The 12,657-nt window shown below is 67.6% G+C and carries 11 protein-coding genes; 4 read left to right on the top strand and 7 right to left on the bottom strand.

Annotation, left to right across the window (positions count from 1 at the left end):
- Positions 1 to 26 precede the first annotated feature (26 nt).
- The 6 genes from EAO27_RS06775 to EAO27_RS06750 all read right to left on the bottom strand — a co-directional run bounded on the left by EAO27_RS06775 (position 27) and on the right by EAO27_RS06750 (position 6,695).
- On the bottom strand, positions 27 to 851 hold the full coding sequence (locus tag EAO27_RS06775; protein WP_242778622.1) for a helix-turn-helix transcriptional regulator: 825 nt from the start codon (positions 849 to 851) through the stop codon (positions 27 to 29).
- 260 nt (positions 852 to 1,111) lie between these two features.
- Positions 1,112 to 2,341, bottom strand: coding sequence for a serine hydrolase domain-containing protein (locus EAO27_RS06770; RefSeq protein ID WP_242778619.1), 1,230 nt, complete (start codon positions 2,339 to 2,341; stop codon positions 1,112 to 1,114).
- 5 nt (positions 2,342 to 2,346) lie between these two features.
- A complete protein-coding gene (locus EAO27_RS06765) occupies positions 2,347 to 3,687 on the bottom strand; it encodes an amidohydrolase (RefSeq protein WP_242778616.1) in 1,341 nt (446 codons plus the stop codon).
- 141 nt (positions 3,688 to 3,828) lie between these two features.
- Positions 3,829 to 4,443, bottom strand: a complete 615-nt coding sequence (locus tag EAO27_RS06760) for a DUF4893 domain-containing protein (RefSeq protein ID WP_242778613.1) — start codon at positions 4,441 to 4,443, stop codon at positions 3,829 to 3,831.
- A gap of 277 nt (positions 4,444 to 4,720) precedes the next feature.
- Positions 4,721 to 5,506 (bottom strand): 3-hydroxybutyrate dehydrogenase, encoded by a 786-nt coding sequence (locus tag EAO27_RS06755; RefSeq protein ID WP_242778610.1) that lies wholly within the window; start codon positions 5,504 to 5,506, stop codon positions 4,721 to 4,723.
- Between the two features lie 34 nt (positions 5,507 to 5,540).
- Positions 5,541 to 6,695, bottom strand: coding sequence for a patatin-like phospholipase family protein (locus tag EAO27_RS06750; protein ID WP_242778607.1), 1,155 nt, complete (start codon positions 6,693 to 6,695; stop codon positions 5,541 to 5,543).
- 166 nt (positions 6,696 to 6,861) lie between these two features.
- Between EAO27_RS06750 and EAO27_RS06745 the strand changes: the two genes are divergently transcribed.
- Genes EAO27_RS06745 through EAO27_RS06735 form a run of 3 tightly spaced genes read left to right on the top strand, consistent with a single transcriptional unit; the run spans position 6,862 to position 9,685 of the window.
- Positions 6,862 to 7,767 carry a neutral zinc metallopeptidase gene (locus EAO27_RS06745; RefSeq protein ID WP_242778603.1) on the top strand — a complete coding sequence of 302 codons (906 nt, stop codon included), beginning with the start codon at positions 6,862 to 6,864 and terminating at the stop codon, positions 7,765 to 7,767.
- Positions 7,740 to 9,026 (top strand): amidohydrolase family protein, encoded by a 1,287-nt coding sequence (locus tag EAO27_RS06740; protein ID WP_242778600.1) that lies wholly within the window; start codon positions 7,740 to 7,742, stop codon positions 9,024 to 9,026. The genes EAO27_RS06745 and EAO27_RS06740 overlap by 28 nt, the downstream gene beginning before the upstream one ends.
- Positions 9,023 to 9,685, top strand: coding sequence for a hypothetical protein (locus EAO27_RS06735; RefSeq protein ID WP_242778597.1), 663 nt, complete (start codon positions 9,023 to 9,025; stop codon positions 9,683 to 9,685). The genes EAO27_RS06740 and EAO27_RS06735 overlap by 4 nt, the downstream gene beginning before the upstream one ends.
- 28 nt (positions 9,686 to 9,713) lie before the next feature.
- On the opposite strand, the gene EAO27_RS06730 is transcribed toward EAO27_RS06735, so the two are convergent.
- Entirely contained in the window at positions 9,714 to 10,403 is a 690-nt protein-coding gene (locus EAO27_RS06730; RefSeq protein WP_347567131.1) for an HPP family protein, read from the bottom strand.
- A gap of 141 nt (positions 10,404 to 10,544) precedes the next feature.
- Between EAO27_RS06730 and EAO27_RS06725 the strand changes: the two genes are divergently transcribed.
- Positions 10,545 to 12,614 (top strand): S9 family peptidase, encoded by a 2,070-nt coding sequence (locus EAO27_RS06725; RefSeq protein WP_242778594.1) that lies wholly within the window; start codon positions 10,545 to 10,547, stop codon positions 12,612 to 12,614.
- Positions 12,615 to 12,657 lie beyond the last annotated feature (43 nt).

Genomic DNA, 12,657 nt, shown 5'->3' with positions numbered 1-12,657 from the left:
GCCGGCGCATGCGCGCCGGGTGACGGTCAATCGATGCGATTGAACCGCGTCGCTTCCAGTTTTTCACGATTGCCGCCCGACCAGACGATCGTTTCGGTCATGGATTTGCGATCCGCGGCGACCGTATAGACCCGCGTCGACACCCGCGCGCCGGCCTTGCCCAATGTCATGACCAAGGTGTCCGGCGCCGGCTGGCGCAGCGCGACGCTGTCGATGAAGCCCATATTGCCGGTGACCGGCACCGGGGTACCGTCGAGCGCGGCGGTCGATTCCGCATGCCTGCTCGTCCCGTCGGGAGCGACGATTTCGACGCGCGTCGTCCATTTTCCGTCCTGCGCTGCGCGGAACGTCATCGTCACCCGTTGCGGCCGCTCCTGTTCGGGCATCTCCGAGGCGTCGAGCGACCAGCGCCCGACGAGCGGTAGCGGCTGCGACGCGGCGCTGAAAACCGCGGCGGGCGTCGCGACCTGATCGGTGGAGGGGGTGCCGGCGACCATCAATCCGGCGGCGGCCATGGGTATTGCGATGAGCATGACGATCATTCCTTTCGAACCGCGAACCCCGATGGTCGCGGTGTGCGCCGACTCCTTCCCGGCGGAACGCGGTTTCGAAAGATCGATTTTCTTGTCACAAATTTCCTGGACGTCGAGCAGGCGCGCCAGTTCGCGGCTGCTACCGACCCCTGTCTTGCGGCGCGCGGTGCGCAAACGCTCGTTGATCGAGGTTTCCGACCGGTCGAGCCGCGCGGCGATCGTCTTCACCGTATGCCCGGCGGCGAGAAGGCGCAGAATTTCGACTTCCCGGTCGGTAAGGCATGCGGACAAGCCCGGCAGGGGGTGGTTGGCAGACATGGCTGTTGCTCACCATAGCGCCACGAACAGGTCCATCCCAATAAATTTGGGAAACGGCGGCGCGCCCCGACCGGGCGCCGCGAGGCGGGGCCGGGCTGCCATTGCCGGCGTTGCCGCCGCCGACGGGACGAAGGGCAATGCGTACCAGGCGGCGCGACCTCCTCACGCTCTCCGTGACGACGGCGTCGCCGCGCACGACGCGCGGGCGGTTGCAGGCGCAGGTTCGGAGATGGCTGACGGCGCCGACGCCGAAAAACGGATCAGATCAACGACTTCAGTCGGTCGATTCCCGTTGCCTCGCGAACGATCCGGGCCGCGAGTACATTGCCGTTCGCGCCATTGGTAAAGACGACGATCGCGCGCCCGTTCGGGGCATCGCCGACGCCCAGCGTCTTGAAAATTCCGTAATTGCTGCCGCTATGCTGGAACAGCCGGCCCGCGGGTGCTTCCTCGAGTTCCCATCCCAGCCCGCGCGAAATGTCGCGCCCGCGCACGTCGATCCGGGGGGTGAGCATTGCCTGCCGCGCCATATCGCTGATCTCCCAGCCTGCCCGGTCTCGCCGCTCCATCATGAGGATCATGAACCTCGCATAGTCGGACGCGGTCATCAGCAGACCTCCGGCCGAATTGACCAATAGATCGTGTGTCGACGGCGGCGTCTTTGGGTCGCTCTCCTGCATCGCGCGCATCGAATCTTCAAAACTCCACGATGCGATCGGCTTGCCCCACTTCGTGGCGACCCGCAGCAGCCGGTCGCCCAGCTCGCGCGTCGGCTGGGGCGGAAGCGTCGTTTCGCCTTCCGGGGGCTCGGAATGGCCGAACACAGCCGATCGGGCGATCTCCTCGTCCCAGCCGAAACTGCTGCGGGACATTCCGGCCGGATCGAACAGCTTGGCCCGCATCACGCTGCCAAGGCTCGTTCCCGTGATCGTCTCGACAACCAGCTGGAGCCAGATGAAGGCCTCGCCGGAGTAGCTGTAGCCCGATCCGGGCGCGCTGTTCGTGACGAGCGGCTCCGACGCCCAGTTGGGCAAACCGGTCGAATGCTCCAGCACATGCCGCGCCGTGATGCGCTCGAGATTCGGATCCTTGCCCAGATAGGCCGGGCGACGATATGCGACGAGCGGTGTGTCGAGGTCGAGGCGCTTCTCGTCGGCCAACCGCATCACGACATAGGCAAAGACCGGCTTGGTCATCGAAGCCGCCTCGAACAACGTGTCCTCGCGTACCGGGTCGCGGGCGAGGATGCTCTTGACGCCGAAGCTTCCGCTCCAGGCGAGCCGCCCGCGATCCACGACCGCGATGGCCACGCCGGGCACCCCCGCAATCCGCATGAGGCGCGGAAGCGCCTCGACCAGCGCATCCGACGGCACCCAGCCGGCCTTGCCGTCCGGACAGGGCGCGCCCGTCCCGGCGCGGGCAGGCGCTGCACCGCCGGCGATCAGCGCGGCGGATCCGACCAGCAGGGAACGCCGCCCGAATGCCGTCATTGCCCCTACCCCTTCGGCATCAGCTTCATCGCCATCCCCGTCAGCGCCTCGGTCGCGGTCGAGATCACCGTGTCCGCCTCGGGTGCCCAGAAGGGCGAGTGCAGGCTCGGCAGGGTGCGGCCTTCCTTCTTCGCCGCGTCATATTCGGCATGCGGGACGCCGCCGACCCAGATGATCAGGCTCTTCACATCCTTGTTCGGTTCGCGGGAAAAGCGGCCGAAATCCTCGCCGCCCATCACCGGCTGCATCGCAGTCAACCGCGCCTCGCCGAACTGCGTCTTCAGGAAGCCCGCCATCTCTTCGGTGAATTCGGGGGTGTTGTACGTGGCGGGCGTATATTCGTCCTTCTGCACGCTCACCACCGGCATCCGGTCCTCGGGCATGCCCGCCGCGATCGCCTCGCCCTTCGCGATGCGCGCAATGCCGTCCAGCAGATGGCCCCGCACCTCGTCGGTGTAGCTCCGCACCGTCAGTTGCAGCCGCGCCTCGTCCGAAATAATGTTGTGCTTCGCGCCCGCGTGGAAGCTGCCGACGGTCACCACCGCGCTGTCGAGCGGGCTGATCTCGCGCGACACCAGCGTCTGCAGCGCGCCGACGATGCGGCTCGCCAGCACGATCGGGTCCTTGGTCGTCTGCGGATAGGCGCCGTGCCCACCGACCCCCTTCACGAGGACATCGACGCTGTCGACATTGGCGAGCGCATAACCCGCGGTGTAGCCGATCTGCCCCGCCGGGAACTGCGCGGCGTCATGGAAAGCGAGCGCATATTGCGGCTTGGGAAAGCGCGTATAGAGCCCGTCCTCCAGCATCATCCGCGCGCCTGCGCCGCGCTCCTCGGCGGGCTGGCCGATCATCACCAGCGTTCCCGACCATTTGCCCTTGTTCGCCGCCATACGCCGCGCGACACCGATCCACGCGGTCATGTGTGTGTCGTGACCGCACGCGTGCATCACGCCCGTTTCGACACCCTCCTTGGTCGTCACGCGTACCTTCGACGCGCCGGGCAGCCCGGTCTGCTCGATCACCGGCAGCCCGTCCATGTCGGCGCGCACCAGCACCACCGGGCCGGGGCCGTTTTCCATCACCGCGACGACACCGGTACCGCCGACCTTTTCGGTGACCTTGAAACCCAGCTTGCGCGCCTCGGCCGCCAATATGCCTGCCGAACGCACTTCCATGAAGCTCAGTTCGGGGTTGGCGTGCAGGTCGCGATAGATCGCCATCAGCGACGGCATGTCCTGCTTGATCTCCGTCCCGATCGCGCTGTCGGTCGCCTGCGCCGCCGCAGGCGATGCCGCAAGAGCCGAGAGAGCAAGGGCTGCCGCGCCCGCCAGTAAAGTCCGCATCTCAATCCCCTGCCTTCAAGCGTGATGCCCCCCCCCTTATCCGTTCGTGTCGAGCGAAGTCGAGACACCCAGAGCGAGCGCATGCCTTCGCGTATCTCGACTTCGCTCGACACGAACGGGGATTGGGGCGTTTAAAATCCTCTATCGGCCCTCCGGCACCAACTCGATGACGTCGAGCAGACTTTCATACGCCGGCGCGGGCAGCACCAGCCGCCAGCGATTGTCGCCGATCCGCTCGACCAGCCCCGCCATGTCGCGCATCCGGTCGCTGCCATAGCTGACCGCCATCGTCTCGTCGCCGAGTTCGAGCGTCCCGAGAAAGACCTGCCGCGTCAGATTGTCGGGAAAGATCAGTCCGACCGGCCGCTGCGATCCGGTCAGCTTGGTCAGGCTGAACAGCCCCTGCTCGGCCGCCACGCGGCAGCGGAACCAGCCATAGGCGACATAGCCCAGCGTCCCGCCGCCCTGCGACCCGACCTTGATCGTGCGGCAGCGATATTGCCCCGCGGGCAGGTGCGGATTGGGCAGCGCCGCGGTCGGGTGGAGCAAAATGCCCTCGCGATCGACCTGCGCGCCATGGCCCTTGGCGCGCGCGTCGGCCAGCGCGGCCTCCCAGCTGCGATACCAATTGCGGATACGCCCGCGATCCTGTTCGGTCGCGGTCGCGCGCCACGTCCCCTCGGTCGACGGCGCATCGGCCGCCGACGGCGGCACCGACGGTACCGTCTGGCACCCCGTCAACACGGGCGCGGTCAACGCCCCCAGGATTATCGAATAACGACCCCACATGATCCGTCTCTCCTGTCCGGTTATGGTTAACCTTAGGGGACGAAAGAAAATTGCTCAAGGCTGCCAAAGCGCAGCAACGCACGCAGACACGTAAATGCGTCCCGAAATGACCGCATTATGTATGACGCGAACCGTCTTCCATCCCCGTTCGTGGCGAGCGAAGTCGAGACACGAACGGGATTATGGAACGCCCGAAAGCCGCCGACCCACCATTCTGCGGGGAAGCGTGGTCCCTGCCCCGCGCCTACGCCGCGGTCCAGCCGCCGTCGACGCTCAGATTCGCGCCGGTGATGTTCGCGGCCTCGTCGCGCGTCAGGAATGCCGCGAGCGCAGCGACCTGCTCGATCGTCACGAACTGCTTGGTCGGCTGCCCGGCGAGCAGCACGTCGTTGATCACCTGTTCGCGCGTCATGCCGCGCGCCTTCATCGTGTCGGGAATCTGGTTCTCGACCAGCGGCGTCCAGACATAGCCGGGGCTGATGCAGTTCACCGTGATGCCCGCATCGGCGACTTCGAGCGCGACCGTCTTGGTCAGCCCGGCGAGACCGTGCTTCGCGGTGACATAGGCCGATTTGAACGGCGAAGCGACGAGCGAGTGCGCCGACGCGGTGCCGATGATCCGGCCCCAGCCCTTCCCCCGCATCCCCGGCACCGCGTGGCGGATCGTGTGGAACGCCGCGGTCAGGTTGAGCGCGATGATCATGTCCCATTTCTCGACCGGAAAACTCTCGATCGGCGACACGAACTGCATGCCGGCATTGTTGACGAGGATGTCGACCCCGCCGAAATCGGCATCGGCGCGCTTGAACATTTCCTCGATGGCTTCGGGCTTGGTCAGGTCGGCGCCGTCATACGCCGCCTTGCCGCCGCTCTGCGCCGCCAGCGCCGCGCGCTCGGTCTCGATTGCGTCGGCATCGCCGAAACCGTTGATGATGATGTTGGCGCCCGCCGCCGCATAGGCCTTGGCGATCCCGAGCCCGATGCCCGACGTCGATCCGGTGACGAGGGCGGTTTTGCCTTTCAGGTGCATGATGTTGTCCTTTGTGCCTTGGGAGAGATATTCTTCATTTTTCAGGGTCTTGTTTCGGCGTCAGCCCGCCTGCCTGCACCGCGAAGCTGTTCGAGCGCCCCTCGGCGATGCTTTCCGCAAGCAGATGCCCGTCGTTCATCGCCGCCTCGACCGCCGCGCGTCCCTGCGCCCAATTGGCCTCGACGCCGGCTCGCGAGAATTCGAAATCGCGCGCACCCGTCTGCCATTTCAAGGGATTGTGCACCAACTGCACCACGTTGAGCGCCTTGCAATCGATCATCTTCCGGACCATCCGAACCTCGGGCAGCGCCATCACGTCGGGCGGCAACTTCGCCAACATGCGGTCGATCGCCCGATGCTCCTTCCGCCGCCGCACCAGCCCGTCCGAAATCCGCCGCGTCCGGCTCGAAAAACGGATGTCCTTCTCGCGCGACCAGGCCTCCTCCAGATCGTGCGGCCGCTCGCCGCGCGCCGGGAACAGGTCGACCTGGAACACCAGCATATCCGCGCTCGCACTCTCAACGACATGCTCGAGCGGGGTGTTCGAGACGAGCCCGCCGTCCCAATACCAGTCGCCGTCGATCTCGACCGGCGGCAATCCGGGCGGCAGCGCTCCCGACGCAAGGATGTGCCGCGCATCGATGCGTTCGACGGCGGTGTCGAAATAGCGGAAATTGCCCGTCTCGACCGCCACCGCGCCGACCGAGAGCCGCACCTTGCCGTCGTTGAGCCGGTCCCAGTCGATCAGCCGGTTCAGCGTCTCGACCAGCGGCGCGGTGTCGTAGAAGCTCACCGCCCCCGGCGTCTGCCGCTCGGCGAGCGCCGGGGGCGGCCAGCGCGGCGCGAAAAAACCCGGCACGCCGAACGCCATCACCTGCCCCGCCGCCGCGAGGTGGCTCCATTCGCGAGCGAGATCATTGTCGGGAAGCGGAAACGACGGCAGCGCCGAAGAAACCCCGTCCCAGAAGGCGCGCAACCGGCCGACGGCCTCGTCGCGCGAATTTCCCGCGATGATCGCGGCGTTGACCGCACCGATCGAGATCCCCGCGACCCAGTCGAGTTCGATCCCGAGTTCGATCAGCGCTTCATAGACCCCCGCCTGATAGGCACCGAGCGCGCCGCCGCCCTGCAACACCAGCACGACCAGATCGGGCAGCGGCAAGGCGGCGGAGGCGGCGCGGCGCGGCATGGACTCGGGACAATCCTTCGATCGGCGGGACGCGCGATTGGTGCACCGCAACACGGCCCATTGCAAGCCCAAGCCCGTGCGCCCGGTCGCGAAGCCTCTTCCAATTGCCCCATGCTGCTGCCACAATCTGCCAAGGACCGAACCATCAGCGCTGGAGACCCCGACGATGCGCCTCGACGACTATGATCCCGGCGACGACATCCGTGACCTCGGCCGCGGCGGCGGGGGATTCGGCGGCGGCGGGGGCGGCGGCATGGGCGGACTGCTCGTCGGGCTGCTGCCGATGCTGCTCGGGCGCAAGATGGGCTGCGGGACGATCCTGATCCTTGGCGCGGTCGCCTTTTTCCTGCTCGGCCCCGGCGCCAACATGCTCAGCACCGGCGGCGGCACCGCCGATCCGGCGGCGGGCAGCCGCGGCGGCGCCAATGTCGCGTGCGACACGCAGGCCGAACGCTTCGCGTGCAACGTCTTCGGATCGACGCATCAGGTCTGGGAAAGCACGATCCGCGGCTATCAGCGCCCGACGCTCAATTTCTTCACCGACCAGAACCGCTCGGGCTGCGGCGCGGCGCAGGCGGCCATGGGCCCCTTCTATTGCCCCGCCGACCAGGGCGTCTATCTCGACACCGCCTTCTTCGACGAACTGGCGCAGCGCTTCGGCGCCGCGGGCGACGCGGCGCAGGCCTATGTCGTCGCGCACGAGGTCGGGCACCATATCCAGACGATCACCGGCACCTCCGAACAGGTGCGCCGCGCGCAAGGCCGGGCGTCGCAGGCCGAGGGCAACGCGCTGCAGGTGCGCATGGAGTTGCAGGCCGACTGCTACGCCGGGGTCTGGGCCAACCGCGCACGCACGCGCGACGGCCAGCCGGTGATGGAACCGGGCGACATGGAGGAAGCGATGCGCGCCGCGAACGCGATCGGCGACGATACGCTGATGCGCTCGGCGGGGCAGCGCCCCGTCCCAGAAAGCTTCACGCACGGCACCAGCGAACAGCGCATGACCTGGCTCCGCCGCGGGCTGCAGACCGGGGACCCCGCCCAGTGCAACACCTTCGACACCGCCATCTGATCGCCGCCCTCGCCGCGGCTCTGGTCGCGGCAGCGTCGGCTTCGGCCGAAACGCTCTATGTCGAGGCCGGACGGCTGATCGACGGCGTGACCGACGAGGTTCGCACCGGGCATTGCATCACGATCGTGGCCGAGCGGATCACAGCGGTGGCGCCGTGCGGCGCGACCCCGGCGGGTGCGACGCGGCTCGACTGGTCGGGCTTCACCGTGCTGCCCGGGCTGATCGATCTCCACACCCATCTCGCCGACCTCGGCCAGAGCGCCGACCTCGCCGCGCCGATGAAGGCCTCGCCCGCCGAGACCGCGCTCGTCGGCGCACGCAACGCGCGGGTTACGCTGAATGCGGGCTTCGCCAGCGTGCGCGATGTCGGCACCTATCGCGGGCTCACCGACGTCGCGCTGCGCAACGCGATCGAGCGCGGCGATGTGCCAGGTCCGCGGATGTGGGTCGCGGGGGCCTATCTGACCATCCCCGGCGGCGGCGGCGAACTCAACGGTGTCGTCCCGAACGACCAGCTCCCCCCCGACATGCGGCTCGGCGTGGCGGCGACGCCTGAGGAAGCCGCGGCGAAGACCACTTACCTGCTCGATCATGGCGCCGACTTCATCAAGACGATCGCAACCGGCGCGGTGCTGGCGATCGGGACCGAACCGGGAGCGCCCGAACTCACCGTCGAACAGCTCCGGGCGATCGTCGAGGTCGCCCATGCACGCGGCAAGAGGGTTACCGCGCACGCGCACGGCGCGGTCGGCATCCGCAATGCGATCACCGCCGGGGTCGACAGCATCGAGCATGCCAGCCTCGCCGACGAAGCGACGCTGCAGCTCGCCAGGAAGCACGGCACCTGGCTCGCGATGGACATCTACAACGGCACCTACATCGACGATATCGGCACGAAGGAAGGCTGGCCCGAGGAATATCTGCGCAAGAACCGCGAGACGACCGACGCGCAGCGCGCCGCGTTCCGCCGCGCGGTCGAACTGGGCGTGAACATCGGCTTTGCGACCGACGCGGGCGTGTATCCGCACGGGCTCAACGCCCGGCAATTCTCCTATATGGTGCGCTATGGCATGACCCCGATGCAGGCGATCCGCTCGGCGACCGGCCGCGCCGCGGAGGAAATGGGGCGCAGCGACATCGGCGCCATCGTTCCGGGCCGCTACGCCGACATGGTCGCGGTCCGCGCCGATCCGCTCGCCGACATCGCGGCGCTCGAACGGATCGACCATGTGATGAAGGGCGGGACGCTGGTCCGATGATCCGTGCGCTGCTCACCACCGCCCTGCTCGCAGCCCCGATACCCGCGATGGCGCAAAATGAGGAGCGCGTGTGCACCGCGGTCGTCAGGGGCAGCCGCGACGCGCAAGTCACCGTCGTGGCGGAGGTCGACGGCGACGGCGATATCTGGTCGCGCTCGGTGCGCTGGACACCACCGATGCTCGATGCCAGCCCGCCCCGGTATCGCGACCTCGACCGTCCCGAACTCGTCCTGCAATATGACGATGCCGAGGCCGGTGCGATCGGCGAACTGACCGAAGCGATCGGCGAGATATCGAGCGTCGGCGGTCCCGCCGGCGCACTTCGCCAGCTCACGCTCCTGCTGTGGATGGACAGCGGCGAGAGCTGGTCGGTCGAACTCGAGCCGTCGGGCGTCGCCTACCGGATCGGCGGAAGCCCTTTCCGCTATGCCTCGGCGTCGATTACCGATGGCGGCGGGGACGGCGATCCGTACGAGCGCCTCGAAACTGGCACCGCCCTGACGCTGTCGCTGCAGGACGCGATGGGACGGCCGGTCGCGCAGGCGCGCTACGATATCGGCGCGCGGGCCGAGCGCGATCGCCTCTTCCGTTCGGCCTGGCGCAAATCCGAAGCGATGGCCCGGAACCCGAAGCAGTGCGACAAGGCGGACGACGGCTAAAGCCGGCCGGGGGTTTCGAACCGCGCGCCTAGCGCCGCTCCGCCCGCGCCGCCGCATGCACCTCCGCGCGCGCCAGCAACAGCACCAGGTCCTCGCGGCCGATGTCGAACGTCTCGCCGAGATCGGCGAGCGCGCTGTCGATATCTTCGACCAGCAACCCCGCCGGCTCGTCGGTCGGCGGCTTGCCCTCGACCGGTCGCGCGCGATGCGGGTAGCTGTGCCCCGAAAAGCGGTGGAACACCGCCCCGATCCCGATGAGGACGAGCGAGTTCAGCAGGACCGGGACCAGGAACTCGCTCGCATGCCCCGCGATGTCGGGCCAGCCGAGCACCGCGCTGAGCGCCACCGCTCCGCCCGGCGGGTGCAGGCAGCGCAGCAGCGACATGACCAGTATCGCGGCCGAAACCGCGAGCGCGGCTGCGAGCGCCGGCGAACCCACCGCCTGCGCGACGCACACCCCGATCAGCGCCGACGCGGCGTTACCGCCCGCGATCGACCATGGCTGGGCGAGCGGACTCGACGGGACCGCGAACAGGAGGACCGCCGACGCCCCGATCGGCGCGATGATCCACGGCATCGAAACGGGGACCATCGCGGCACAGGTCAACCCCGCAAGGCCGATGCCGACGAGCGCCCCGATGCTCGCGATCATCCGGTCGCGAAAGCTCGCGCCCGCCAGCAGCGGAGAGAAAAATCGACTCGGACCAGACTTCGGCACGCGCACCTCCTCGGGACGCGGGCCGATGCAGCGCGGCGCGCGGCGGTGCCAGAGAGGTTTGATTTTTCCCGGACAAGCTGGATTTTCCGGCCGCACCCGCTTGGTCCTTGAACAGCGGCGTCGCATCGCTAAACCGCTTGCATGCGAAACTATCTGCTCCCGAGCGCGATCGCGCTTGCCGCCGCCCTTTCCACCCCCGCGCTGGCCCGGCCGATGACCGAGGTCGATCTCGCAACGCTCAAGCGCGTCGCTGCGCCAACCGCCTCGCCCGACGGACGCTGGGTCGTGTTCCAGATGACCGAGACGGCGGCCGAAACCTACAAGCGCTCGACCGGCCTGTGGCTCGTCGACCGCAATGCCAAGGACGCCAAACCCGTCGCGATCGCCGACACCGCGGGCAAGAACGAGACCAGCCCGTCGTTCCACCCCGACGGCTCGCTCTTCTTCCTGTCCGACGCCTCGGGCGCCAGCCAGGTCTGGCGCATCGATCCCCGGGCAGCGGGCACCCCCGCCGCCCAGGTCACCGACACCAAGGCGGACGTCGAAGGTTTCAAGATCTCGCCCGACGGCAAGCGCCTGCTCGCATGGGGCGACATCGCGAAAGAATGCACCGACTTCGGCTGCGAGGCGAAGGACAAGGGCGCGCTGGTCGGTCCCGGCACCGGCCGCCTCTACAAGGATGGCGCGGGCTTCGTGCGCCACTGGGACCATTGGGAAACCCCCGGCACTTACAGCCGCCCCTTCGTCTTCGACCTCGAAGGCGGCAAGGCGACCGCCGCACGCCCGGTCGACGCCGGTCTCGTGGGCGACAGCCCGTCGAAGCCGTTCGGGGGCGGTGAGGAACTTGCATGGGGTGCCGACAGCCGCACGGTGTTCTTTACGCTGCGCAAGGCCGATCGCAACGAACCGCTGTCGACCAATCTCGATATCTACAGCTGGCTGGTCGACAGCCGGATGATGCCGCAGAATCTGACCGCGGACAATCAGGCGACCGACACCCTCCCCACCCCCTCGCCCGACGGCAAATGGCTCGCCTATGCAGCGATGGCGCGGCCGGGATACGAGGCCGACCGCCAAGTGCTGATGCTGCGCGACCTGTCGACCGGCGACACGCGCAAGCTGACCGACGCGTGGGACCGCTCGGTCGGCTCGATCGCCTGGGCGCCCGACGGCAAGTCGCTCTATGTCACCGCGCAGGACGTGCTCGACCACCCGGTCTTCCGCGTCGATGCGGCGAGCGGCGAGGTCGAGAAACTGAAGGCGTCGACCGACGCCTTCGACGGCAATGTCGGCGACGTCACCCCGCTCGCCGGCGGCAGCCTGCTCTATTCGCGCAACAGCGCGCTCGCGCCGACCGACCTCTATGTCCGCGACGCCAAGGGCAAGGTTTCGCAGCTCACCAAGGTCAATGCAGCGCAGCTCGCCGAATTCGATCCGGTCGAATTCGATCGCATGCAATTCGCGGGTGCGAACGGCGACAAGGTTTGGGGCATCATCCTGAAGCCGGTGAACCCGGCACAGAAAATCCCGGTAGCCTTTGTCGTTCATGGCGGGCCGCAGGGCAGCTTCGGCAACAGCTGGTCGACGCGCTGGAACCCGCGCCTGATCGCGCAGCAGGGCTATGGCGTCGTCTCGATCGATTTCCACGGCTCGACGGGATACGGGCAAGCCTTCACCGACAGCATCAACAAGGATTGGGGCGGCAAGCCGCTCGAAGACCTCAAGCTCGGCCTCGCCGCGGCGGGCAAGCAGGACATGCAACTCGACATCAGCAACGCCTGCGCGCTCGGCGCCTCCTACGGCGGCTATATGATGAACTGGATCGCCGGCCAGTGGACCGACGGTTTCAAATGCCTCGTCCAGCACGACGGCGTCTTCGACCTGCGCGCGATGGCGTTCGAGACCGAGGAATTGTGGTTCGACGAATGGGATCATGGCGGTCCGTGGTGGGAGCGCACCGATCCCGAAAAGTGGAACCCGGTCAATCATGTCGCCAAGTGGAAGACGCCGATGCTGGTGATCACCGGCGAAAAGGATTTCCGCATCCCCTACAGCCAGGGCCTCGCCGCCTTCACCGCACTCCAGCGCCGCGGCGTCGAGAGCCAGTTGCTCGTCTTCCCGGACGAAAACCACTGGGTGCTGAAGGGCGCGAACAGCGTCCAGTGGCACCGCACCGTGTTTGACTGGATGGGCAAGCATCTGAAGAAATAGCACATGGCCTGTTCCCCGGCGAAAGCCGGGGCCCAGAGCGTTC

The sequence above is a fragment of the Sphingopyxis sp. YF1 genome (genome assembly GCF_022701295.1).
Lineage (GTDB): Bacteria > Pseudomonadota > Alphaproteobacteria > Sphingomonadales > Sphingomonadaceae > Sphingopyxis.
The sequence above is the reverse complement of the archived record's forward strand: the minus strand, read 5'-3'. Positions and strand labels throughout refer to the sequence as shown.